The 23581-nt window shown below is 70.3% G+C and carries 25 protein-coding genes; 14 read left to right on the top strand and 11 right to left on the bottom strand.

Annotation, left to right across the window (positions count from 1 at the left end; translation table 11 throughout):
• Positions 1-83 precede the first annotated feature (83 nt).
• Positions 84-629, top strand: a complete 546-nt coding sequence (locus FQU85_RS07305) for an HIT domain-containing protein (RefSeq protein ID WP_145846343.1) — start codon at positions 84-86, stop codon at positions 627-629.
• Here FQU85_RS07305 and FQU85_RS07300 read toward each other — a convergent pair.
• The 4 genes from FQU85_RS07300 to deoC are packed head-to-tail and all read right to left on the bottom strand — an operon-like array spanning position 621 to position 5219.
• Entirely contained in the window at positions 621-2090 is a 1470-nt protein-coding gene (locus FQU85_RS07300; RefSeq protein ID WP_145846340.1) for an aldehyde dehydrogenase family protein, read from the bottom strand. The genes FQU85_RS07305 and FQU85_RS07300 overlap by 9 nt on opposite strands.
• 43 nt (positions 2091-2133) lie before the next feature.
• Positions 2134-3387 (bottom strand): tRNA (N(6)-L-threonylcarbamoyladenosine(37)-C(2))-methylthiotransferase, encoded by a 1254-nt coding sequence (locus tag FQU85_RS07295; protein ID WP_145846337.1) that lies wholly within the window; start codon positions 3385-3387, stop codon positions 2134-2136.
• A 40-nt stretch (positions 3388-3427) separates the two neighbouring features.
• A complete protein-coding gene (locus FQU85_RS07290; RefSeq protein ID WP_168219948.1) occupies positions 3428-4531 on the bottom strand; it encodes an AI-2E family transporter in 1104 nt (367 codons plus the stop codon).
• 55 nt (positions 4532-4586) lie between these two features.
• Positions 4587-5219 carry a deoxyribose-phosphate aldolase gene (gene deoC, locus FQU85_RS07285; protein ID WP_145846331.1) on the bottom strand — a complete coding sequence of 211 codons (633 nt, stop codon included), beginning with the start codon at positions 5217-5219 and terminating at the stop codon, positions 4587-4589.
• Between the two features lie 109 nt (positions 5220-5328).
• Here deoC and FQU85_RS07280 point away from each other — a divergent pair, with 109 nt between their 5' ends.
• From FQU85_RS07280 to FQU85_RS07255, 6 genes are all read left to right on the top strand, one after another.
• Complete coding sequence (locus tag FQU85_RS07280) at positions 5329-6261, top strand: ribose 1,5-bisphosphate isomerase (RefSeq protein ID WP_145846329.1); 933 nt, start codon at positions 5329-5331, stop codon at positions 6259-6261.
• 139 nt (positions 6262-6400) lie between these two features.
• On the top strand, positions 6401-7210 hold the full coding sequence (locus FQU85_RS07275; RefSeq protein ID WP_145846327.1) for a DUF63 family protein: 810 nt from the start codon (positions 6401-6403) through the stop codon (positions 7208-7210).
• Positions 7207-8109, top strand: a complete 903-nt coding sequence (locus FQU85_RS07270) for a carbohydrate kinase family protein (protein WP_145846324.1) — start codon at positions 7207-7209, stop codon at positions 8107-8109. The genes FQU85_RS07275 and FQU85_RS07270 overlap by 4 nt, the downstream gene beginning before the upstream one ends.
• Positions 8110-8151: 42 nt before the next feature.
• Entirely contained in the window at positions 8152-9057 is a 906-nt protein-coding gene (locus FQU85_RS07265; protein WP_145846320.1) for a hypothetical protein, read from the top strand.
• A gap of 39 nt (positions 9058-9096) precedes the next feature.
• A complete protein-coding gene (locus tag FQU85_RS07260; RefSeq protein WP_145846317.1) occupies positions 9097-9825 on the top strand; it encodes a nucleoside phosphorylase in 729 nt (242 codons plus the stop codon).
• A gap of 45 nt (positions 9826-9870) precedes the next feature.
• Positions 9871-11298 (top strand): HPP family protein, encoded by a 1428-nt coding sequence (locus tag FQU85_RS07255; RefSeq protein WP_145846313.1) that lies wholly within the window; start codon positions 9871-9873, stop codon positions 11296-11298.
• A gap of 1 nt (position 11299) precedes the next feature.
• Here FQU85_RS07255 and FQU85_RS13315 read toward each other — a convergent pair whose 3' ends face one another.
• Together FQU85_RS13315 and FQU85_RS07250 are read right to left on the bottom strand one after the other, a co-directional pair.
• Positions 11300-11440, bottom strand: a complete 141-nt coding sequence (locus tag FQU85_RS13315) for a hypothetical protein (protein WP_168219947.1) — start codon at positions 11438-11440, stop codon at positions 11300-11302.
• 43 nt (positions 11441-11483) lie between these two features.
• A complete protein-coding gene (locus FQU85_RS07250) occupies positions 11484-12632 on the bottom strand; it encodes an NAD-binding protein (RefSeq protein WP_145846310.1) in 1149 nt (382 codons plus the stop codon).
• A gap of 71 nt (positions 12633-12703) precedes the next feature.
• Between FQU85_RS07250 and FQU85_RS07245 the strand changes: the two genes are divergently transcribed.
• The 3 genes from FQU85_RS07245 to FQU85_RS07235 are packed head-to-tail and all read left to right on the top strand — an operon-like array spanning position 12704 to position 15380.
• A complete protein-coding gene (locus FQU85_RS07245; RefSeq protein ID WP_145846308.1) occupies positions 12704-13936 on the top strand; it encodes a potassium channel family protein in 1233 nt (410 codons plus the stop codon).
• Positions 13933-15087, top strand: coding sequence for a TrkA C-terminal domain-containing protein (locus FQU85_RS07240; RefSeq protein WP_145846306.1), 1155 nt, complete (start codon positions 13933-13935; stop codon positions 15085-15087). The genes FQU85_RS07245 and FQU85_RS07240 overlap by 4 nt, the downstream gene beginning before the upstream one ends.
• A gap of 23 nt (positions 15088-15110) precedes the next feature.
• The gene (locus FQU85_RS07235; protein ID WP_145846304.1) at positions 15111-15380 is read left to right on the top strand and encodes a ubiquitin-like small modifier protein 1; all 270 of its coding nucleotides are present in this window, start codon (positions 15111-15113) and stop codon (positions 15378-15380) included.
• Positions 15381-15383: 3 nt separating this feature from the next.
• Here the strand turns inward: FQU85_RS07235 and FQU85_RS07230 are convergent, their stop codons facing one another.
• The 4 genes from FQU85_RS07230 to FQU85_RS07215 are packed head-to-tail and all read right to left on the bottom strand — an operon-like array spanning position 15384 to position 19100.
• Positions 15384-16289: a GNAT family N-acetyltransferase gene (locus FQU85_RS07230; RefSeq protein ID WP_145846301.1), complete on the bottom strand. Its 906-nt coding sequence runs from the start codon at positions 16287-16289 to the stop codon at positions 15384-15386.
• Entirely contained in the window at positions 16280-17533 is a 1254-nt protein-coding gene (gene gatD / locus FQU85_RS07225; RefSeq protein WP_145846299.1) for a Glu-tRNA(Gln) amidotransferase subunit GatD, read from the bottom strand. Before gatD ends, FQU85_RS07230 begins: the two co-directional genes overlap by 10 nt.
• Before the next feature lie 35 nt (positions 17534-17568).
• Positions 17569-18219 (bottom strand): ArsR family transcriptional regulator, encoded by a 651-nt coding sequence (locus FQU85_RS07220; protein WP_145846297.1) that lies wholly within the window; start codon positions 18217-18219, stop codon positions 17569-17571.
• Entirely contained in the window at positions 18219-19100 is an 882-nt protein-coding gene (locus tag FQU85_RS07215; RefSeq protein WP_145846295.1) for a hypothetical protein, read from the bottom strand. Before FQU85_RS07215 ends, FQU85_RS07220 begins: the two co-directional genes overlap by 1 nt.
• Positions 19101-19237: 137 nt before the next feature.
• On the opposite strand from FQU85_RS07215, the gene FQU85_RS07210 reads away from it, so the two are divergent.
• The 4 genes from FQU85_RS07210 (at position 19238) to FQU85_RS07195 (ending at position 22693) form a co-directional block, all read left to right on the top strand.
• The gene (locus FQU85_RS07210) at positions 19238-19576 is read left to right on the top strand and encodes a DUF5802 family protein (protein ID WP_145846292.1); all 339 of its coding nucleotides are present in this window, start codon (positions 19238-19240) and stop codon (positions 19574-19576) included.
• Between the two features lie 150 nt (positions 19577-19726).
• A complete protein-coding gene (locus FQU85_RS07205) occupies positions 19727-20614 on the top strand; it encodes a Vms1/Ankzf1 family peptidyl-tRNA hydrolase (RefSeq protein ID WP_145846289.1) in 888 nt (295 codons plus the stop codon).
• A gap of 25 nt (positions 20615-20639) precedes the next feature.
• Entirely contained in the window at positions 20640-21653 is a 1014-nt protein-coding gene (locus tag FQU85_RS07200) for a DUF1611 domain-containing protein (protein WP_145846286.1), read from the top strand.
• A complete protein-coding gene (locus FQU85_RS07195) occupies positions 21650-22693 on the top strand; it encodes a dipeptide epimerase (protein WP_145846282.1) in 1044 nt (347 codons plus the stop codon). Before FQU85_RS07200 ends, FQU85_RS07195 begins: the two co-directional genes overlap by 4 nt.
• Here the strand turns inward: FQU85_RS07195 and FQU85_RS07190 are convergent.
• Positions 22690-23496: a ZIP family metal transporter gene (locus tag FQU85_RS07190; RefSeq protein WP_145846278.1), complete on the bottom strand. Its 807-nt coding sequence runs from the start codon at positions 23494-23496 to the stop codon at positions 22690-22692. The genes FQU85_RS07195 and FQU85_RS07190 overlap by 4 nt on opposite strands.
• Between the last annotated feature and the right edge of the window lie 85 nt (positions 23497-23581).

Here is a 23581-nt window from a genome sequence, read left to right as displayed (position 1 = left end):
GAGCCAGAACGTCTATCCGACGTGAGCCGGCGGACTCGGCGGAGAGCCGAACTGTTCTTCCCGACGGCGTCGTACTCCCGAATATGGATCGCGTGTTCGCGCCGTGGCGAATCGAGTGGGTGGAGAGAGAGGACAAGAACCCCGACGTGGAGGAGTGCGTGTTCTGCGAACTCCCCGAGCACGGGACGGATCGCGAGCACCGCATCGTCGCGCGCTCCGAGCACGCGTTCTGTCTGTTGAACAACGCGCCGTACAACCCGGGGCACGCGATGGTGATTCCGTGCGACCACGGCGGCGACTACGGCGCGCTCTCGGACGACCAACTGCTCGACCACGCCCGACTCAAGCAGGCGACGTTCGACGCGCTCGACGCCGCGATGGGGCCGGACGCCTACAACGCCGGACTCAACCTCGGCGGCGGGCCGGCGGGCGGATCCATCGAAGACCACCTGCACACGCACATCGTCCCGCGCTGGGAGGGCGACACGAACTTCATGCCCGTCGTCAGCGACACGAAGGTCGTCGTCGAAGCCATCTCCGACACCTACGACGCGCTCCACGACGCCTTCCGCGAGCACGACGCGGCGACGGGCGTGAGCGAGGCGGGCGCGGTCACGCTCTCATTCTAGGAGGTCGTACTCCCGGGGCTCGTTCTGGACCGAAATCCACTTCGGTTCGGTGAGTTCGTCGACGATCCACTCGCCGTTGTACCGGCCGAGACCGGACGCCTTCATGCCGCCGAAGGGCGCGTTCGGTTCGTCCTGAATCGGGTGGTCGTTCACGTGCACCATCCCGGCGTCGATGCGGTCGGCGAGTTCGCGGCCGTAGTCGGTGTCGCCGGCGAACACGCCCGCTGAGAGGCCGTACTCGGTGTCGTTCGCGACCGCGATTGCGTCCTCGTCGCTCTCGACGGGGATGACGGGCGCGATGGGGCCGAAGTGCTCGTTGCACGCCGCGGCGATGTCGTTCGTCGCGCCGGAGAGCACGGTCGGTTCGAAGAACAACCCGTCGTAGTCGCCGCCGGTCTCGACGGTCGCCCCCTCGTCGACCGAGTCCGCGACGAAGTCGGCGAGGTCGTCGCGCTGGCTCTCGTTCACGATGGGGCCGAAGTCCGTCTCGGGGTCGGTCGGGTCGCCCACCGTGAGCGACTCGGCGTGTTCGACGAGTCGCTCGACGTACTCGCCGTAGACGGACTCGTGGACGACGTGGCGGTTGATAGAGATGCAGACCTGGCCCTGGTGGGTGAACGAACCGACCGCGCCCGCGGCCGCGGCCTGCTCCACGTCCGCCGACTCGGAGACGACGAACGGGCCGTTCCCGCCGAGTTCGAGCGCGGGCATCGTGATGTTCTCGCCCGCGTTCTTCCCGACCGTCCGCCCGACCGCCGTGCTCCCCGTGAAGGAGAGGACGCGCGGCGTCGGGTGGTCGGAGAATCGGTCACCGATGTCGCTCCCGCGACCGGTCACGACGTTCACGACGCCGTCCGGGAGGCCGACCGCGTTCGCGATGTCCGCGAGCAGGAGGCCGCCCGTGACGGGCGTGTCGCTCGCGGGTTTCACGACGACGGTGTTCCCGAGCGCGAGCGCCGGCGCGAGCGCGCGCGTCGTCAGGTGCAGTGGGTAGTTCCAGGGGCTGATGATGCCGACGACGCCCACCGGTTCCTGGACGATGTGGTGTTTTTTCTCCGAGACGAACTGGGAGTCGCGCACGTCCTCGCCCTCGGGTTCGACGTTCAACGCGGTGCCGAAGTCCGCGAGGCTGATACCGACCTCGCCGGTCGCCTTCCCCATCGCGCTCCCGCTCTCTCGCGCGAGCAATCCGGCGACCGCCTCGTCGCGCTCCCGGAGTTCGTCCCGCATCGCCTCGACGTACTCGAGGCGTTCCTCGCGCGGCAGCGCCGCCCACTCGGATTGGGCGGCGTCCGCGGCCTCGTACGCGGCGTCGACGTCGTCGACGGTGCCCGCGGGAACTTCCGCGAACTGCTCGCGGGTCGCCGGGTTCGCCACGGGAATCGTCTCGCCGCTTCCGGAGTCTCGCCACTCGCCGTCGACGTAGAGGCGGTTCCACGCGCTCTCACTTGTCTGAGTCATACGCGGAGACACGGAAGCAGACAGTAAAGAGGTGGTGTCCGACCTACACGGGGTCGGCGAACGCGTACACGGTCGAGTGCCCCGTCACCTCGACCGTCGCGAAGTCGCCGGGTTCGAGGGCGTGCTCGGAGGCGTTCTGCACGATGATCTGGCGGTACGCGGAGTCGTAGCACTTCACGGAGTCGCCCGTGCCGTGCTCGGTGACGAGCACGTCGCGTTCCGTCCCGACCATCGACTCGTACGCCTCAGCGACGACCGCCATCTTCGCGTCCGTCATCTCCTTCGAGCGGTCTTTCTTCACCTGTCCGCCGAGGCCCTTCATGTCCGCGGCGTCCGTCCCGGGGCGCTTCGAGAACCGCGTCACGTTGATCTTCTCGGGGCGCGTCTCCCGGAGGAGCGCCATCGACATCTCGTGGTCTTCCGGTTCCTCCGTGGGGAACCCGACGATGAAGTCCGTGGAGAGCGTCCACTCACCCAGGTAGTCGTCGAACGTCTCAACGATGTCGAGGTACTGCTCGACGCGGTGCTGGCGGCGCATGTCCTCGAGCACGTCGTCCGACCCGGACTGGACGGGCGCGTGGAGGAAGTTGTAAATCTCGTCGTGCTCGGCGAACACGCCCGCGAGCTCCTCGCGGATGCCGTGCACGCCGCCGGGGTTCGCCATCCCCACGCGAACCCGGAAGTCGCCCTCGATGTCGGTGCAGATGCGCTCTAAGAGTTCGGGGAGCTTGCGCTCGCCGTCGTCCCAGCCGTAGACGCCCGTGTCCTGTCCCGTGATGCGAATCTCCGCCGCGCCGGCGTGGACGAGCGCGCGCGCCTTCTCCACGTTCTCCTCGACGGGCGGCGAATCGACGCGGCCGGTCGCCTGCTTCGTGATGCAGTACGAGCAGTTGCTCATGCAGCCGCGAGCGATCGGGAGGATTCCGATGACGCCGTCGAGGATGGGTTCGGCGTCCGGCGTCGTCGTCGGACACTCGCCGTTCGTCACCGCCTCCGGCACCTCGTCCCAGTGCAAGACCTGGGCGTCCACGTCCGCCTCGTGGAACTCCTCGCCCTGCGCGAGCGCCATGCAGCCCGTGACGAAGAGATCCGCGGTCTCCTCTGCGAGTTCTTCCGCCCGGCGGAGCATGTTGCGCTCCGTCTTCTCGACGACCGTACAGGTGTTGAGGATGGAGACGTCCGCCGCTTTCGGCCCGTCGACTTTGCGGTGACCGGCGTCCCGAAGCCGCTTCTCTATCTCCCGGCTCTCACCCCGGTTCGACGTGCACCCGTAGGTCTCGATGTGGTACCGGGCCATCACAACCGTGTACTGTCGGAGTCGTCAAAAGCCCCGCGCTTCAGGGCGGGTCTGCGCCCATCTCCTCGGCGGTGTCCACCTCGCCGGTCACGGGTTCGCCGAACACGAGCGGCTTGAGGAGGATGCGGACGGCCTGCACGGCGAGCACGAGGACGAGCGGGCCGAGGAACAGTCCGTACCAGCCGAACACCATGGTGCCGACGATGTACCCGAACATGACGATGCCGACGTGGGTGCCGCGGCCGGCGAGTTCCGGGAGGACGAACGTCATCGGGATGAAGTCGAGGAAGAGAAAACAGACGACGAGCAGGCCGACGGGGAAGAACAGGCTGACCTCGGGCGTGACCGCGGCGCTGTACCCGAGGTAGCCGACGAGCGGGAGGTAGACGATTTTCCCGACGACGAGCGGGATGAGCGCGGCGAGCCCGGTGGCGACGGCGAGCACGGTCGGGAACGGAATGCCGATTGCGGCCGGCGCGAGCGTGTTGTAGCCGTGGTAGACGACTGCGGCGGCGACGGCGATGACGAACACCATCAGGACGGTGCTGAAGTACATCGTTTCGAGGTCGCGGTCGACGGCGGTGGCGTACGCGTACGTCGCGGACGCGTCGCCCGCGAACCCCGCGAACCAGTCGCGGAGGCGCTTGCCGTCCTTGAGGAGGTAGAACGCGAACAGGGTCGCGAGCACGAGGTTCATCAGGACGCTGGAGAACAGGCCGAAGAACCGCCGGGTCTGTTCGATGATGCTGGTGACGGAGTACCGGTCGGGGTTCTGGAGGTAGGCGACGAACTCGTCGACGGGCTGCTGGAGGAGCGCGTCCACGTTCACGTACGGCTGGAGGAGTTCCTGGTAGCTCCGGAGGCGCGGGAGGAGTTCGTGGAAGCCCATCAGGACGAAGTAGCCGGCGACGAGGAAGAACGGGAGCGCGGTGAGGAGGAGCGTGACGACCGCGGCCGCGGTCTCCGGGAGGACGCGGTCGAGCCGCCGGAAGACCGGGCGGACGCCGTAGTAGATGAAGACGCCGAGGACGAACGTCCCGACGAAGGAGTAGACCGCGAACCCGACGATAGCGGCGAGGGCGAGCACGACGCCCCAGAGCGGCACGCGCTCGCCGCGGGACGGAATCCACTCGCTCGAACTCACCGCGGCCACCCGTGCATACGGAGTCGGTCGGGAGCCGGTGAGAAAAAAGGGACGGCTACTCGTCGCTCTCGAGGATTCCGACGCCGGAGCTCGCGCCGATGCGTTCCGCGCCGGCGTCGAGCATCGCGCGCGCCTCGTCGGCGGTGCCGATGCCGCCGCTGGCTTTCACGGGCAGGTACTCGGCGAGGAGTTCCACGTCCTCCACGGTGGCGCCGCCGTCCGCGAATCCCGTGGAGGTCTTGAGGTAGTCCGCGCCCGCTTCCTTCGCGAGTTTGCCGGCGGCGTGTTTCTCGGCGTCGGTGAGGAGCGCGGTTTCGACGATGACCTTCACGGGGAGTGGGGTGGCGGCGACGACGCCCTCGATGTCGTCGCGGACCGCGTCGTGTTCGCCGTTCTTCAGGCGGCCGACGTTGAGCACCATGTCGAGTTCGTCCGCGCCGTCCTCCCACGCCCGTTCGGCCTCGGCGCGCTTCACTTCGGGGTGGTGCTGGCCGTGCGGGAACCCGACGACGGTCGCGAGCGTCACGTCCGGCTCGTAGTCCGTTGCTTCCGGGACGTAACACGGCGGGACGCAGGCGTTCATGCCGTACTGTGCGGCGTCGTCGAGCACGCGCTCCACATCGCCGACGGTGGTTTCCGGGCCGAGGACGGTGTGGTCGATGGCGGCGGCGAGGTCGTCCCGATTCATGGGTGGACGTCGCGGCCTCGCCGCATAAACGGTCGGTGTTTACCGCGACGCCCGCTAATCGGGGCGGAGCGCCCCCGCTCTTTTTGCCCGTGCCGCGCGAAGGTTCGGTATGGTCAGCGACGCGGTCGCGGACACTGCGGAACGCATCGCGTCGATGGAGGTGCGAGGGGCGGCGACCATCGCGAGCGCAGCGGCGGACGCGCTCGCCGCCGAAGCTCGCGAGAGCGACGCGGACACGCCAGCAGACTTCCGCGAGGACATGACGACCGCGGCCGACCGCCTCCGAGAGACGCGACCGACCGCCGTCTCCCTCCCGAACGCGATCCGCCTCGTGCTCGGCGGGATGCGCGGCGGGAGCGTGCCCGCACTCCGGGAGAGCGTGGTCGCGGCGGTCGAGGACTTCCGCGCGGAACTGGACGCCGCGCAGGACGACCTCGGCGCGGTGGGCGGCCGGCGGTTCGCGGACGGCGACACCGTGATGACGCACTGCCACTCGACCGACGCGCTCGCGTGCGTCGAACACGCCGTCGACGCGGGGAAGTCGCTCTCGGCCTACGTGAAGGAAACTCGGCCGCGGAAGCAGGGCCACATCACCGCCGAGCGACTGCGCGAACTGGGCGTGGACGTGACGCTCATCGTGGACTCCGCCGCCCACCACTTCCTCCCCGAGGCCGACCACGTGCTCGTCGGCGCGGACGCCGTGCGCGCGGACGGCGCGGTCGTGAACAAGATCGGCACCGCGGGTCTCGCCGCGAGCGCGAGCGAACGCGACGTGCCCGTCACCGTCGCCGCGCAGACGCTGAAACTCGCGCCGCGGACACTCGCCGGCCACCCGATCGAGATCGAGGAGCGCGACCCCACGGAGGTTCTCGACCCAGACGACGACCTCGACGTGGCCGTCGCGAACCCCGCGTTCGACGTGACGCCCGCCCGCTACGTGGACGCCGTCGTCACCGAGCGCGGCCAGTACGCCCCCGAGAGCCTCGTCACGCTCATGCGCGACCGGTACGGGGACAGGCCCGACGACGTGTTCGGAGAGTAGGACAGCCCGTCGCGCGCCCCGGGCAGGCGAGCGGTCACACGGTGGCACGCGAGCGCGCAAAGCCGCGCGGAGGACGCGTTCTTCGCCGGGGCCGGTCGCGGAGCGGCAACGTTTTCCGGTCGGGCCGCGGGCGTCCGGTATGGTGTTGCCCGCAGGAGTCGAGGTCCCGCCGCTCCCCCACCTGCTCGCGGTGCTCGTGGGCGTGGCGGTGGTGGCGTACGGGCTTCGGGCGGCCCGCGTTCGCGTGACGCCGCGAACCATCGTCGCGTTCGCGCCGTGGATGGCGGTCGGGTCGACGCTGTACGTCACCTACCAGTTAGACGTACTGCCGGAACCGGTCGCGCCGTTCGCGAGTTCGCCGATCGTGTACGCGTCGACGTTCGTGCTCGCGGGCCTGTGCTGGATCGGCGCGAGTCGAACGGACGCGCCGTTACGGGTGCTCGCCGGCACCGGGTTCCTCGCGCTCGCCGCTCCGGTCGGGGTGGCGCTCCAGTACGGGTCGACGCACGGGGGCCTCGCGCTGGCGTGGCCGGCCGTCGGAGTAGCGGCCGGCGTGGTCGCGGCCGCGGTCGTGTGGGCGGTGCTGCGTCGAGTGCGGCCGGCCGCGGCCCGCGTGACGTGGCCGGCGGGCGCGCTCGTGGTGCTCGGACACGCGCTCGACGGCACGACCACCGCGGTGGGCGTGGACGTGCTCGGGTTCGGGGAGCGCACGCCGCTCTCCCGCATCATCCTGGAGTTCGCCGCGGGCCTGCCGACCGCGGACGCGCTCGGGAGCGGGTGGCTGTTCGTGCTCGTGAAGCTCGCGCTCGCCGCGGGAATCACGGTGTTGCTCGCCGACTACGTCCGCGACGACGAGGCCGGGGGGTCGCTCCTCCTCGGGCTGGTGGCCGCGGTCGGACTCGGCCCCGGGATGCACAACGCCCTGTTGTTCGTGGTGACCGCGCCGTGACCCGGCGCGTGCTCGCGGCCGGTCACGTGAACTGGGACGTGACGCTGCGCGTGGACGCGCTCCCCGACCCCGACGGCGAGGCGCGCATCGAGAGCCAGCACGCCGCGGGCGGCGGGAGCGCCGCGAACGTCGCCGCGTCGCTCGCCGGCCACGACGTGGACGTGGGCATCCTCGGGAGCGTCGGCGACGACGAGAACGGCCTGCTCGTCGAGCGCGAACTCACGGAGGCGGGCGTGGACACCGACCGTCTGCGCGTCGTCGACGACGGGGAGACGAGCGTGAAGTACCTCGTCGTCGCGGCGAGCGGGCAGGTGATGGTCCTCGGGAACGACGGCGCGAACGAGGCCGTCGGCCCCGAGGACGTGGACGACGAGACGGTCGCCGGAATCGACCACGTCCACCTGACGAGCCAGCGCCCGGAGACGGCGACCCGGCTCGCGCGGCTGGCCGCGGACGCGAACGCGACCGTGAGTTTCGACCCGGGGAGACGACTGAGCGCGCGGGATTTCTCCGCGACCATCGAGCGCGCGGACGTGCTGTTCCTGAACGGCCGGGAGGCCGCGTCCGTGCTCGGATCCGAGTACACGAACGCGCCGCCGACCCGGGGCGGTCTCGTGGTGGTGAAGCACGGCGCGCGCGGCGCGACCGTCCACACCGCCACCGGGAGCTACGACCACCCCGGGTTCGAGGTGGACGCGGTGGACACCACCGGCGCGGGCGACGCGTTCGCCGCCGGGTTTCTCGCCGTCGTCCTCGGCGCGGACGGCATCGACGCCGACCGCATCGAGCGCGCGCTGGAGTACGCGAACGCCTGCGGCGCGCTCGCCGCCACCAGCGAGGGCGCGCGCACCGCCCCCACCCGGCCCGAGGTCGAGGCCTTTCTCGACGACCAGTACTGACGGGCGGCGAACCGTTTTGGTGCACGAGTTCGTCTCCCCCATATGTTCGCCGCGCTCTCTGACCGCGTGCTCTCGCTCTCGGACGGCGTGAGTGAGTTCCTCGTCGGCGAGGACGTGCAGTGCGTCGCCGCCGGCGACCGCGGGGCGTTCGCGGGCACCGACGACGCCGTCTACCGCCTCCGGGACGGCGGCGCGGAGCGCGTCTTCGAACCGGACGTCGAGTTCGTTACCGCGCTCTGCGTCACGCCCGAGTTCGTGTTCGCCGGCACGGAACCGAGCCGCGTCTACCGCTCGCGGGACGGCGAGACGTGGACGGCGTGCGAGGGACTCAGCGACCTCGAGTCGAGCGGCGAGTGGTCGTTCCCGCCGCGGCCCGACACCCACCACGTCCGCTGGATTCAGTCCGTCCCCGACGCCGAGCGACTGTACGTCGCCATCGAGGCGGGCGCGCTCGTCCGCAGTCCGGACGCTGGCGAGTCGTGGACCGACCGCGTGTCCGAGCACCCCTTCGACACGCACACGATGGCCGTGCCCGCGAGCAATCCAGAGCGGGCGTACGCCGCCGCCGGCGACGGGTTCTACGTGACCGCGGACGGCGGCGAGTCGTGGATGCCCCGGGAGTCCGGGCTCTCGGAGACGTACTGCTGGAGCGTCGCCGTCCGCGACGACGACCAGGACGCGCTCGCCGTCTCGTCCGCGACCGGCCCGCAGACCGCCCACACGCCCGCGACCGCGGACGCGACCGTCTCGTTCTGGGGCGACGGCTGGCACGAGTGGACGGCGGGTCTCCCCGACCGCCTGCTCGCGCCGTCGCTGCTCGCGACGCCGGACGAGTGGTACGCGCTCACCGACAGCGCGCTCTACGCCGCCCCGGCCCGGGGCGAGCGCTGGCGGCCGGTTCGCGAGTGGGACGCGCCCCGACAGCGCCCGAACGGCCTCGTCCGGTGAGAACGCGGTGCTTTTCTCGTTCCCTCCTGAACTCCGAGTATGGCGAAACAGCCCCACTTGCTCGTGGCACCGGGCGACGTGAACGACATCGCGCTGATTCCGGGTGATCCCGGGCGCGTCGACCGCATCGCGAAGCAGTGCGAGAACGTCGAAGTCGTCTCGGAGAACCGCGAGTACAAGGTCGTGAACGCGACCTACGAGGGGACGCCCCTCACCATCTGCTCGACCGGCATCGGCTGTCCGTCCGCGGCCATCGCCGTCGAGGAGCTGGAGGCGGTCGGCGTCGACACGGTCATCCGCGTCGGCACCACTGGCGCGCTCCAGGAGGGCATCGAAATCGGCGACATGATCGTCGCGACGGGCGCGGCGAAGGACGAGGGCACGTCGAAGCGCTACGAGTCGGAGACCCTGCCCGCGGTTCCGGACTACACGGTGCTGTCCGCGCTCGTCGACTCCGCGGAGGCGAACGGCGAGGACGTGCACGTCGGCCCCATCGCGTCCGACGACGCGTTCTACGCGGAGACCGACGAGTACGTCGCCGCGTGGGCGGAGGCGAACATCCTCTCGGTCGAGATGGAGGCCGCGGCCGTGTTCTCGCTCGCGCGCCGGAAGGGCATGCGCGCCGGCGCCATCTGCACCGTGGACGGCAACCTCGTCGAGGGCACGCAGAAGGGCGCGACCGAGGACGAGGAACTCCCCGAGAAGGCGAAGAACAACGTCGAGCGCGCCATCGCGCTCAGCCTGAACGCCGTCACGAATCTCGCCTGAGGGGAACGCGAAAGACGCAAAAACCCCGAATGGGATGTGAGGGGTATGCTCGACCGGCTCCGTGAGCGCATCCGCGCGGCGCGCCGCCGAGCCGGCCGTATCGAACGCCGCGAGGTGAACGAGTTCCGGCGGTGGCTCGAAACCACGAGCAACCTCACCCGGGTCTCCGTCCTCCTGTTCGTCCCCCTCCTCATGGGGTTCGTCACGCTGCTCTCGCGGCTCGTGCCGAACATCTCCTTCCTCCTCTTCCCGCCGCTCGCGTCCAGCACGTACACGCTGTTCGCCGACCCCGAGGGCCGGTACGCCGAGCCGCGGCGGTTCGTCGGCGGCCTGACGCTCGGCGCCTTTTGTGGCTGGCTCGCGCTCGAAGCCACCGCCGTCGCGTACGGCGTGTCGCCGACGACGATGGACGTGCACGCGAGCGGCGCGGCGCTCGCCATCCTCTTCACGGGCGTCTCCACGTGGCTCCTCGACCTCGAACTCCCCACGGCCTTTTCGACCGCCCTCCTCGTCCTCCTGACGGGGAACGCCCAGCTCGCCTACCTGGCGGGCGTGCTCGTCTCCTCGCTCGTCGTCGCGGGCGTGTTCGTCGCGTGGCGACACCAGTTCTACGAGCAGCGCGCGCGCTACCTCTACCAGACGACGCAGGGCGACGACCACGTACTCGTGCCGATGCGGGGCGACCACGTGACGGAGACGGCGATGTTCGGCGCGCGAATCGCCGCCGCGCACGACGCCGCGAAGGTGGTGTTGCTGGACGTGATGGACGAGCGGGCGGCAGCGCAGGCGACCCGCGCGCGCCTGGACGAGGACGTGGAGAACCCGGAAGAGTGCGCGCAACAGGAGGCCGCGAGGGAGGCGGCGCGCGAACTCGAACGCCACGCCGCCCACATCGAGACCCGGGTCGGCGTCCCCGTCGAGGTCGTGGTGGCGGTAGACCGCCAGTCTCACGCGGAGACCGTCTTCGACACCGCGGAGCGCACGAACTGCGACCTCATCGTCACGCCGTACGAGGAAGAGGACGACGCCACGTCGCCGTTCGTCCGCACGATTCTCCGCGGCCCCGTGGACGCAATCGCGTTCCGGTCGGCGACCGGGAGCACGGCGTGGAAGCGCGTGATGGTTCCCGTGCGAACGGCGAGCGATCTCGCGCACGCGATGATAGACTACGGGGAACGGCTCGCCGGACACGCGGGCACGGTGAGCGTCGCCACGTGCATCGACCACGAGCGCGAGCGCCGGAGCGCGGAGTCGATGCTGGCGAACCTCGTCGAGACGACCGAGTGCCGCTCGGAGACCCGGGTGTCGCGGTCGAGCATCGAGTCGTTCATCGAGCGCAACGACGCCCACTACGACCTCGTCGTGCTCGGCGCGAGCTCGAACCGCTCCGCGGCGTCCCGGGTGGTGTCGCCGCCGACGTTCAGCCGCATCGACGACGTGGAGACCGACGTGGCGGTCGTCCACCGAACCTGACTCAGGCGGGTTTCCGGGCGATGATGCTCGCGGCGGCGGAGAAGTCGCTCGCGATGGCGGCGTAGCGCCCGCGGACGGCCCGGCGTTGTGTTCTCGCATCCAGTCCGTCCTCGCGCTCGCAGCAGTCGTCCGTCGAACCCATAAGGCGACCTGAACAGGCGTTCAGATGGCCGTTGCGTCGGCCGTCAGTCGTCTTCGAGGAGTTCGTGGGCGACGCGCTCCGAGTCCTCGTCGCCGAACGCAGACCGGACGAGGAGCCGGCCGCCGATGACGGCGGGGCTGACGACGCCGTCCGCTCCGGCGCGCCTGAGCTTCGGCTCGTTCTCCCGCTCGGTAGCGGCGGCGACGATGCGCACGTCCGCGTTCATCTGGCGGGCCGTCAGGACGACGAGCGCGTCCTCGCCGTCGTTGTTGGTGGCGGCGACGACGGCGCGCGCGTGGTCGATGCCGGCGCGGTCGAGGACGGCCTCGTCGCTCGGATCCCCGACCAGGACGGTGTCTTCCGGGAGTTTGTCCGAGACGCTGGCGTCCGGCGTAACGACGACGAACGGCGTGCCGTTCTCGCGGAGTTCGACGACGAGCGGTTCGGTGAGGTCGCCGTAGCCGGCGACGATGACGTGGTTTTCGAGGGCTTCGAGTTGTGATTGAGTCATGCGTCCGAGTGCGTTCGCGAACCGGGCTTCGATGGCGGGGCCGAGGAGCGCGCCGAGCGCGATGGCGAAGCTCGCGGTCCCGAGAACCAGCACGCTCAGCCCGAACAAGCGGCCGGTCTGGGTCGCGGGTGTGATGTCGCCGTAGCCGACGGTAGAGGAGGTGACGAGCGTGAACCAGAAGGCGTCGAGGACGGTGTCGATATCGGGGAAGTGCTCGCGGAGCGCGTACGCGCCGACCGTGCCGTACAGTTGGATGCCGGTGAGCGCGACGGCCGCGGAGAGCTGGGTCGTGGTGAGGGAGAGCGTGCGGTCGAAGCGGTCTCGGGTGAGCCAGACCACGGGAATGGAGACGAGGGAGAGAACGATGAGCGGCGTCGAGTAGATGCTCGTCTGAACGATGCCCTGAAGCGCCGTGAACGGTAGGAGGACGGCGGTCGAGTACCAGGCGGCGCGGAGGCCGCGGCGCATCCCGAGCGCGCTGAACACCATCAGGAAGCCGGTGAGCGCGCCGGTGAACCCCGCGGCCTGCTTCACGCCCATCGGAAGGTAGGGCGCGACCGGGCCGAACTGGCCGGGCTGGCTGATCTTGATCACGCCGGTGACGACCGAGAGCACGGCGACGAGCATCGTCAGCCCGACCGCGATGCGGCCGGTCGCCACGGACTCGCGCGAGACGACCATACTCGGATAGGGAGGGGGCGTCGGTATAAGCGGGGCGGTACTGGTAAGGCGGCCGCGCGTCCAGTCGGACTATGGCAGTGGAGTCAGGGTTCGCGGTGCAAGTACTCCGCGGTATCTACCTCGGTTTACTGGCGGGCGTCGTCCCGGTGCTGGTGTCGTTCGGGTTCGGGTTCGCGTTCAAGTACATCACCGGACTCACGATTCCCGCGCTCGGCGTGGTGGTGCTCGCGGTCGCCGTCGCCGGCATCAACGGCGGTCTGCTGGCGTTCACCGACCAGACGATCCTCCAGTCCGCGAACAGCACCACGGTTCTCACAGCGCTGTTGGTGATTCTGATGACGAGTTTCTACGCCCACGCGCAAGGCGACAAACTGGGCGGCACGCTCCCGAAGCGAATCAGCCTCAAATCCATTCGGGAGCGCACGTTCAGCCGCGACGTGATCGAACTCGTCGGCACGCGCGGGCGCGTCCGCGTCGAACTCGTCGGCGACATCGCGGACATGGAAGGGTATCCGCCGCTCCCCGAGACGCTGCGCGCCGAACTCCGGGCGGGTGAGTGGACGTTCCCCGCAGACCTCCCGGTGGGCGAGATAGAGACGCGCCTCGAAGACCGATTGCGGAGCGAGTTCGACCTCGCAGCGGCGGACGTCACGCTCGACGAACAGGCACGTGCGACGGTCGTCGCCGCCCCACCCGTGTCGGGCGTGTCGAGGCGCGTGCCGTCGGGGAAACGCGCGGTGTCCGTGGACGGCCTCGTTCCGACGGGCGTCGCGCGCGGCGACACGGTGACGGTGTTCGCGGGCGAAACGACAGCTACCGGCACGGTCGTGAGCGCGCGATCCGGTACCGAGAAGTCGAACGCCGCCGCGGACGGAGCGCAGGCGGCAGACGGCGGCACGGACGCCGTGGGTGGCGCGGCGACAGCGGGGGCGACGACCGGCGGCGAGGGCCGAGTGACGGTCGCCGTCGACCGCGCGGACGCCACGGCGTTGCTGGCGGCCGAGAGCGGGACGGTGGTGGTGCGGTCGCGGGGAACCCGCCGGGAGTTCGAGCTCGTGAGCCTCCTGCGGCGCGCCGGCCACCGCATCCGCCGCGTCAGTGTCGGCGCGGACAGCGACCTCGTGGGCCACACGCTCGCGGAGAGCGATATCCGCGCGGAACACGGCGTCGCAGTGCTCGCAGTACGCCACGACGGCGCGTGGACGATGGCCCCGCGGGGGAGCGCGCGCCTCACGGCGGGCGACGACGCGTTCGTCGCCGGGTCGCGGGACGCGCTCGAACGGTTCAGCGAGGTGATAGCGTGACAGCCCAGACGCTGTTCGGGGTGTCCGCGCTCGCCGCCGCCCGCCTGCTCGGCCTCACGGTGCTCGCGGGCGTCACCACGGGCGTCGTCGCGCTCGGCTACCGGTGGTACTTCCGCGACCGCGTTCCGACGGGCCTGGCGGTGCTCGCCGCTGTCGCGGCGGTCGCGCTCTACCTGAACACGAAATCCGCCGTGACGCAGGTGCTCGCCGGCCAGTCGGAGCTGTTCGAGATGAACGCCATCCTGTTCAACAGCGCCGCGTTCGCGCTCGCCACCGCCGCCGGCCCGGTCGGCCAGCGGATCGGCGACCGGGTCGCCGTCTCCGCGTTCGCCGCCGCCGGCGCGCGCGAGGTGACGGGCGAGGTGAGCCAGCTCGTGCAGGCCGTGGGGCGCGTGGTCGCCGTCACGCTCCCGGAGGACGTGAGCGACATCGACGAGTACGAGCCCGTCGAGGCGTCCGTGAAGGACGCCATCGCGGGGAAGACCCTCATCTTCCCGCGGCGGCTCACCGTAGAGGAGCTCCGCGAGCGCGTGGTGAACCGGCTGAAGCACGACCACGACGTGGGGTACGTCGACGTGGAGGTGGAGGCCGACGGCACCGTCACCTACCTCGCGGTCGGTCGGCGGCTCGCCGGTATCGGCCCGACGCTCGGCCCCGGCACCGCCGCCGTCGCGGTCACCGCCGACCCCCCGAACTCCGCGAGCGCGGGCGACGTGGTGCAGGTGTGGACGCCCGGCGAGGAGCCGGAGCGCGTCGCGACCGCGGAGCTCCGCGCGACCGCCGACGACACCGTCACCCTCGCGCTCGACGAGGCGGACGCCGACCGCATCGCCGGCGGCCGATACCGGCTCCTCACCCTCCCGTCGACGCCGAGCGCCGACCGCGAGTTCGCGACCCTCCTGCGCGCCGCCGACGAGACGATGGCAGCCATCCGCGTCACGCCCGACGGCGCGCTCGACGGCGCTCGCCTCCGCGACATCGACGCCACCGTCGTCGCCGTCCGCCCCCAGGACGGCCCCGCGGAGCCGATTCCGTCCCGGGACCGCCGGCTCACAGGAAACGACTGGCTGTACGTCATCGCGCGCCCCGAGACCCTCCGCCGAATCGAGTCCGACGCCGCGCGCACGCCCACGGAGCCGGGAGGCTCTTAGGGCTCGCAGTCGGATCACGCGACATGAACGCCGAGTGGAAGCTGTTCGCGGATCTCGCGGAAGTCGCGGGCGACCGCCACGTCGCCGTGACGGTCGAGACCGGCACTGTTCGGGCCGCCCTCGACGCCCTTCTCACCGACCGCCCCGCGCTCGAAGACAGGGTGTTCGACGACGGCGGCGGCCTCCACGACCACATCAACGTCCTCCGGAACGGCGCGCCCGTGGACGACCTCGACGCGGACGTCGAGGACGGCGACGAGCTCGCGCTGTTTCCGCCGGTGAGCGGCGGGTAGAAGTCAGTAGTCGGCGCTGAGGTCGGCGGCGGTGACGAAGTCGGGCTCGTCGCCGATGTCGACGCGGGCGGCGGCGACGTCGCTGACGAACGCGGCGTCCTCCGGAACGAGCACGCGGACCTGGTCGATGTCGCTTTCGGCGGCGTCCCGAGAGATGGCGGCGAGGAGCGCCTCGCAGGCGTCCGTGTCGTGCCAGACGCCGACGCCGTAGTCCGCCCACGTCACGGACTCGCCGTCCTCGTTCTCGCGGCCGTAGTCGCGGACGCGGTAGGCGGCGGCGCGCGCGCCGTCGCTGTCGGTGAGCGCGATAGTTTCCGGCGCGTCGCGGAGGGTGTCTTTTGTCACTTCGCTGAGCGCCCAGGCCTCGTTCAGGTCGAGGCCGAGGCCGGCGAGTTCGTCGAACGCGCGACTGGACTGGAGGGCGCGCCACGCGGTGTGCACGTCGCCGGTCTCCGTGTAGTCGTGGCTGGCGTCCGGGTCGGGATCGGGGTGCACCCAGCGGAACTCCGTTTCGGGTTCGAAGCCCGCGGCGCGAGAGAGGCCGAGCCCCATGACGTTCCACGAGAACACCATGTTGCGGGCGACGGTCGCGCCGCGTTCGCGCGCCCAGTCGAAGCCCGCGTGCGTCAGCTTCGTGCCGATGGATTTCCCGCGGTGGGCGGGGTCGACGCGCATCCCCTGCGCCCACGCCTCGTGCTCGCTCAGGAGAACGGTCTGAATGACGCCGGCGGCGGTGCCGTCCACGTCCGCGACGAACGTGCGCTGGGACTCGTCGTCGGACTCGACCCAGTCCTCGAAGACGCGCGGGATGTAGTCGCCGTCCTCGCGCCGGTCGCTCCACGTGTCCCGCGTGAACGCCGCGACCGCCTCGTAGTCGCCCAGGCGGGCGGGTCGGATCTCTACTGCCATGGCGTCGAACGCGCCGTGAGTTCGCCGGCGACAGGCGTGCGGAACGCCTCGTCCACGCTCTCCTCGCTCGCGTTCGCCAGCGCCCACATCAGCTTGACTTTCGCCGTGCCGGGGAGGGTGTCCTCGCCCTCGATGACGCCGGCGTCGAGGAGGTCGCGGCCGGTGTCGTACACGCGGTCGCAGACGCGGCCCTCGAGGCACTGACTCGTCATCACGACCGCCGTGCCGTCGCTCGTCAGGTCGTCGATGCGGTCGACGAGGTCGGAGTGGACGTGGCCGAGACCAGTGCCCTCGATGACGACGCCCGCCTTGCCCTCGCAGCGGTCGAGGAAGCCCGGATCCATGTTCGGCGTGAACTTCACGAGTTCCACGTCCTCCTCGATGGCGGGCGCGATATCGAGGTCGACGCCGCCGCGGTCCGCCGTCTCGCGGGTGAACTCGACGCGCTCGGACTCGTAGTCGACGTAGCCGAGCGGGTCGGCGCCGACCGTCTCGAACGCGTCGCGGCGGCTCGTGTGGTTTTTCCTGACGCGCGTGCCGCGGTGGAGCGCGCACCGGTCGTCGCTCTCGGAGGCGTGCATGCACACCATCACCTCGGCGGCGTCGGCCTTCGCGGCCTCCACCGAGCAGACCGCGTTCATCACGTTGTCCGAGGACGGGCGGTCCGCGGAGCGCTGGCTCCCCGTGAAGACCACGGGAACCGGCGTGTCGAGCATGAAGGAGAGCGCGCTCGCGGAGAACTGCATCGTGTCCGTGCCGTGCATCACGACGACGCCGTCCGCGCCGGCCTCGATTTCGTCGTAGACCGCGCGGGCGAGATCCTGCCAGATAGACGGCTCCATGTTCTCGGAGAGGATGTTCGCGACGACCCGCCCGCGGTAGTTCGCGCGGCCGGCGAGGTCGGGGACGGCGCGGAGCACGTCCTCGGCGTCGAACTGCGCGGTCACCGCGCCCGTCCGGTAGTCCACGGTCGAGGCGATGGTGCCACCCGTGCTGATGAGCGAAATCGTCGGCAGGTCGTCGTCGAACGCGACCTCGGAGACGCTCCCCGCTTCGTTCTCCTCGCGCTCCAGTTCGTAGGCGTCGGACTCGACGACGGTCACGTCAGCGCCCTCGCGGCTGATTCCGACGTTGTAGCCGCTGTCGAGTTTCAGGACGAGCGTCTCCGCGGAGGAGGAGGGGAGGACGACGCCCTCCGTCTCCTCGCCCGCGCGGTCGACGCGAACGCGATCCCCAGTGTTCATACCCGAAACCATCGGTGGCGCGGACTAAAAGGATTCTACTCCGCGATGCGCCAGCCGTCGCCGCCCTCCTCCACGATGCCGCGCTCGCGGAGGCGGACGAGCGTGCTCTCCACCACGGAGGGCGGCGCGCTCACGCGGTCGGCGAGCGCCCGCGTGTCCAGCGGGCGGTCGACGATTTCCGCGAGCACGTCCGGGACGAGGTGGTCGTCGTCCTCCGTTGCGGCGTCCGCGATGTCCGACTGCACGTCCGCGAGGCGGCCCTGCACCCACCGCTGGGCCATCGAGAGTTCGCGCTCCAGTTCCCGGAGGTCGCGGAGTTCGGACGCGAGTCCGCCGATATCGGCGTCGTCCTCGATGTCGAGGTCGATGCTGAGGTGCGTACAGCGCCCTAAATCGAGCGCGGTGCTCGCCGGATACGCGCTCTTCGCGCCGAACTGGTAGGGGCTGACGCTGACTTCGAGGCGGAGGTTGCGCGCGATGTGGAAGTACTTCCGGCGGCGGTCGTCGGTGTGGCTCTCCACGAGGCCGGCGTCTTCGAGGCGGCGCAGGTGGTCGATGACGGCTTTCGGGCTGACGCCGATGTACTCGCTTATCTCGGTGACGTAGCACGGCTTCTGCGCGAGCAGCCGCAGGATGCGGCGGCGATTGGCGTTACCGAGCAGGTCGAGGAGCGCCCCGGAGTCCATTACCGCGCGACGGTTAGGGACTCGCGTTCAAAAGGGTGACTCCCCGCGACCGAGCCGGCGCGTTCGTCCTCACCGGCGTTCCCCGCCGCGCGTCCGGCGTCGCTCCCCGCGGCGCTGTCTCCGGAGCCGCGGGTTGTCGAGGGGTCGTTACCAGCGTTTCCGGATCCGTTCTGAGGGGGGTCGTCCGGCGGGCCCGTTGTCCCGTCGTCCGATCCGCCGGTCGTCCGGTTCTCGGGCGGCCCCCGCGTCGTGTTCTCGGGTGGGCCGGTCGTGCGGTTGTCCGGTGGGCCCTGTGTGGTGTTCTCGGGTGGGCCGCGGGGCGCGTCGAGTCCGCGGCCGGGGATGTCGCCGGGCGGGCCGCGGGTCGCGGCCGCGGCGGCGGACGCGTTCTCGACGAGGCGCTGGAGGCCGGGCGGAGTCGCGTTGTGCGCGCGGGCGACGGTCGCGGTGTCGTTCGCGGACGCCGCGAGCTGCTGGTAGCGCGCGGACAGTTCCGCCATCTGCGCGCGGAACGCGAGCGGGGAGAGCGAACCGTTCTGGCGGGCGTCGATGAGCGACTGGCGCTGTTCTCGGAGGCGGTCGAGGCGCTCCTGGAGCGTATCGACGCGCCGAATAACCTCAGTGGTCGCGTTCTCGGAGCGGTTGACGGACGCCGCCCAGAGACCCTGGTCGACGGTGCCGTTCGCGTCGGCGGCGTTCGACGCCATGAACGAGGAGACGCTCGCTCCGAAGCTCGCGTTCTCGGTGGTGTCGTTCGTGGTGTTGTTCGCCGTGGCGTCGGCCGCGGGGAGCGTGCCCCCGGCTGCCCCACCGGCGGCGACGAGGGTGGCAACGGCCGCCACGGAAATGGCGACCACGGCGACGAGGGCGGCGCGATTCATCACGTGAGCGTACGACCCGGAGAACAAAAACCCGGTCGTTCGTTCGAACCGTTTTCGCGCCGTGAACGGTCGTGTAGTCGTTCGATAAGAGTCTTCGGCGACGCGCTTAACTACTACCGTGGTAAACGATAACATGTATGTTCGAGGTGTTTTCGAACGGCTACTACCTCGGTCGGCTGGTAGTCGAGCCACACGACGGCGACCGGGCGGCCATGCAGCGCCGCCAACACGAGCGCGTGAACGAACAGCTCTACGCGTCCGGCGAGGGCGTGGAGCGAACCGACTACCCGCTCGTGATGAAACTCGACACCGCACACCTCCGCGTCCACGGGAGCAACGACGTTCCCGCGGACACGCTCGCCGTCCCCCGCGGTCTCCTCGACCGCCTCTCCGTCGACAACCCGCCCGCGCTCCGCGAAGTCCTGCTCGCGAAGGCTGACCACGCCGAACGCCTCGTCCGCACGGGCGCAGTTTGAAGTAGGGAGCCGGCGCCAGCGGCCGGCGTGACGTGACCCGTGGGGGCGCGCGTCTCGCGAAACCGGCAGCCCGCCGCGCCCCCCACAACCGAGGGCTGCCTGTCAGCCCATCCGCTACGTTTTTCCGGCCAGCGGGCGGTCCTCCGGTCGATGCTGGACAGACTCCTCGGGCGCGCACACCTGAAAAAACGCATCGAGGAACTCGAAGACGACGTCGAGAGCCTGCAGGCGCAACTGGACGCCGAGAGCGAACGGCGCCGGGACGCGGTCGCGGCGAAACAGGAGGCCGAGGAGGAAGTCAACAGGCTGGAAGACCGCATCGAGGAGCTCCGTGACCGCGCGGAGCGCGCGGAGACCGTCGAGGAGGAACTCGACTTCCGCGGCGACGCCGACGTGTTCGGGGAGCGTCTCGACCGCCTGCTCACGCGGCTCGAAACCGTCGACGCGCCCGGCGAGGGCGCGCTGACCGCGATGGTCGACGACCGCGTTCCCGCGTCCGTGAGCGACGCGTTCGGGGAGCGCGCGGCGCTCGTGGAGCGCGCGAGCCCCTGCCTCGCCGTCCGGGACGCTGACGGCGTGGTGAGCGCGACGCTCCGCCCGCCGGTGGCACCGGACGAGTTCGACGCGTGGAGCGACGGCTTCGAGGTCGAACGGGAGTGGTTCGAGCCGACGGGCGAGTTCGCGCTGGCGGTCGTTCGCGCGGACCTGTTCGCGCTCGGGACGTACGACGGCCGCGAGCGCGTCGACTTCGAGGGGTTCGAGAGCGACGTGAAGGGCAAGCACTCGAAGGGCGGATTCAGTCAAGGCCGGTTCGAGCGCCGCCGCGACGAACAGGTCGCCGAGCACCTCGAGAAGTGCGAGAACGCGCTCGACGCGCTCGACAGCGACACCCTCTACGTCGTCGGAGAGCGCACGCTCCTCCCGGAGTTCGAATCCGACGCGGACGAAACCGCGTCGTCGGACGCGACCGGCGACCCCGAGGACGCGCTCTCGGAGGCGTTCCGTGATTTCTGGACCGTTCGCCTCCGGTTGATTTAGGACGGGTGGTGTCCATGTGGCGGGTATGCGTATCGCACTCCTCGCACACGAGAAGTTTCCCGACAGCGCGAAGACCGCGGTCGGCGTCCTGCGGTACGGCGACCACGAGGTCGTGGCCGTCGTCGACCGCGACAACGCCGGCAAGCGCGTGAACGACGTCCTGGAAGGCGTGCCGGACGCCCCCATCGTCGCGTCGATGAGCGACGTGGACGACCCCGTCGACGGCCTGCTCATCGGCATCGCGCCCATCGGCGGCGGGTTCGACGAGTCCTGGCGGCCGGACGTCCGGAACGCGCTCGAACGCGGCCTCGAAGTGATTTCGGGGCTCCATTACTTCCTCGCGGAGGACGACGAGTTCGCGGCTCTCGCGGCAGAGCACGGCGGCGAACTCTGGGACGTCCGCAAGCCGTCGCCCGACCTCACCGTCGCGGACGGCGTCGCGGACGAGGTGAGCGCGGAGGTCGTGCTCACCGTCGGTACCGACTGCTCGGTCGGGAAGATGACGGCGACGCTCGAACTCGTCGCGGCCGCGGAGGACGCGGGGTACGACGCGGCGTTCGTCCCGACCGGCCAGACCGGTATCATGATCGCCGGCTGGGGGAACCCGATCGACCGCGTGGTGTCGGACTTCACCGCGGGCGCGGTGGAGGAGATGATTCTGGAGGTCGGCGACGACCACGACGTGGTGTTCGTCGAGGGGCAGGGGAGTATCGTCCATCCCGCGTACTCGGCCGTGACGTGCGGCATCCTCCACGGGTCGATGGCGGACAAGTTGGTTCTCTGCCACGAGCACGGCCGCGGTTCCGTCCACGGCTACGACCAAGACCTCCCGGCGCTCCCCGAGTACGTCTCGCTCTACGAGTCGCTCGCCGCGCCCGTCCACGAGACCGAGGTCGTCGCCGGGGCGCTGAACACGCGCGAGGTCGAGGCCGACGACGCGGCCCGCGAGGCCGTCGAATCGTACGCCGACACCATCGACGTTCCCGCGACCGACCCGGTTCGCTTCGGCATGGACGAGGTGTTGGAGGACATCCTATGACGCTCTCGACGGAGTTCGACCGGGTGAGCCTCCCGCTCGAACACGCGTTCACTATCGCGCGCGGCACGACGGCGACCGCGGAGAACGTCGTCGTCCGCGTCGAAGACGACGAGGGGAACGCGGGCGTGGGGGCGGCCGCGCCGTCCGCGCACTACGGCGAGACCGCCGACACCGTCGAAGCCGTCCTCCCCGACCTCCTCGGGGTCGTGGAGGCGGTTGGCGACCCGCACGCGCTCGCCCGAATCGAGACGGGACTGCGGGAGACGGTCTCGGGGAATCCGGCGGCGCGGTGCGCGGTGAGTATCGCGCTCCACGACCTCGCCGCGAAACGCGCGGGCCTCCCACTCTACCGGTACTGGGGGCTCGACCCCGAGCAGTCCGTCACCTCGTCGTTCACCATCGGATTGGACGACACCGAGGCGATGCGCGAGAAGACCCGGGAGGCCGTCGCGGCGGGCTACGGGACGCTGAAGGTGAAGCTCGGAACGCCCCGCGACCGCGAAATCGTCGAGACGGTGCGGGACGCCGCGCCGGACGCGACTATCCGCGTGGACGCGAACGAGGCGTGGACGCCCCGCGAGGCCGTCGCGAACACTGACTGGCTCGCCGAGTACGGCGTGGAGTTCGTCGAACAGCCGGTGCCCGCGGAGAACCCCGAGGGCCTCGAGTTCGTGTACGAGCGCAGCGCGCTCCCGATTGCAGCGGACGAGTCCTGCGTCACGCTCGCGGACGTGCCCGCCCTCGCGGGCCGCGCGGACATCGCGAACATCAAACTCATGAAGTGCGGCGGTCTGCGGGAGGCGAAGCGGATGATTCACGCCGCCCGCGCCCAGGGCCTCGAGGTGATGCTCGGCTGCATGGTCGAGACGAACGCCGCAATCGCCGCGGCCTGCCACCTCGCGCCGCTGCTGGACTACGCCGACCTCGACGGCAGCCTCCTCCTCGCCGACGACCCCTACGAGGGCGTGGAGATGCCGGGCGGCTACGTCGACCTCGACGCCGCCACCCGTCCCGGCACCGCCGCGCGACGCGCCGACTAGAGGAAGAAGACGAGCGGCGCGAACCCGAGGAAGCCGAGGATGCCGCCCGCTGCGAGCACGCGCTTCGGGCGTTCGAGGCTCTCGCCGGCCTCGAGGCCCTCGGGGATGATGTCCTGAACGACGAGGTAGAGCATCGCGCCCGCGGCGAACCCGTACCCGAACTCGAGGAACTGCTGGGCGAACTGGAGGAAATAGTACGCGACGACCGCGCCGATCGGCTGCGGGAGGCTCGAGAAGACCGCGGCGCCGAACATTCGGGCGTTCCCGACGCCCTCTTCGCCCGTGAGCGGGACGCCGATAGCGACTCCCTCCGGCATGTTGTGGATGGCGATGGTGACGGTCATCACGACGGCGAGCAGGGGGATGGTGAACCCCCAGAACGCGAGCGTGTTCGACGTCGGGAGGTGGGCGAACGCGACGCCGATGGCGAGCCCTTCCGGGAACGAGTGAACGAGGAGGACGAGGAACACCGAGACCACGGTCTGGAGGTCTCCCTCCGCGATGTCGTGGGCGTCGTAATCGAAGTCGAGTCGTTCGATGACGTTGTGCGCGAGAACCACGAGCAGGACGCCACCGAGAACGCCCACGAGCCCGATCCAGGTGTCGCCGGGATGCCGGTACATCTCGTATCCGAGACCGAAGATGGAGGCGGACGCCATCAGGCCGCCCGCGAGCCCCCAGAGGCCGACGTCGAGTCGGTCGTTGACGTCGTCCGCCCAGAAGAGGGGAATAGTGCCGATACCCGTGCCGACCGCGGTGATGAGCCCCGCGACGAAGATGAGCGCGTAGATGCGCCAACCCATATGCACGGTTCTGGGGTCGGACGCGGTTTGAACGTTGTTGCCGACCGCGTCTCGTCGGGAGCGCGGTCGCAGAGCCGCCTCGCTC

This window comes from Salarchaeum sp. JOR-1 (assembly GCF_007833275.1).
Classification (GTDB): Archaea; Halobacteriota; Halobacteria; order Halobacteriales; family Halobacteriaceae; genus Salarchaeum.
This window is presented reverse-complemented; position numbering and strand designations above follow the sequence as displayed.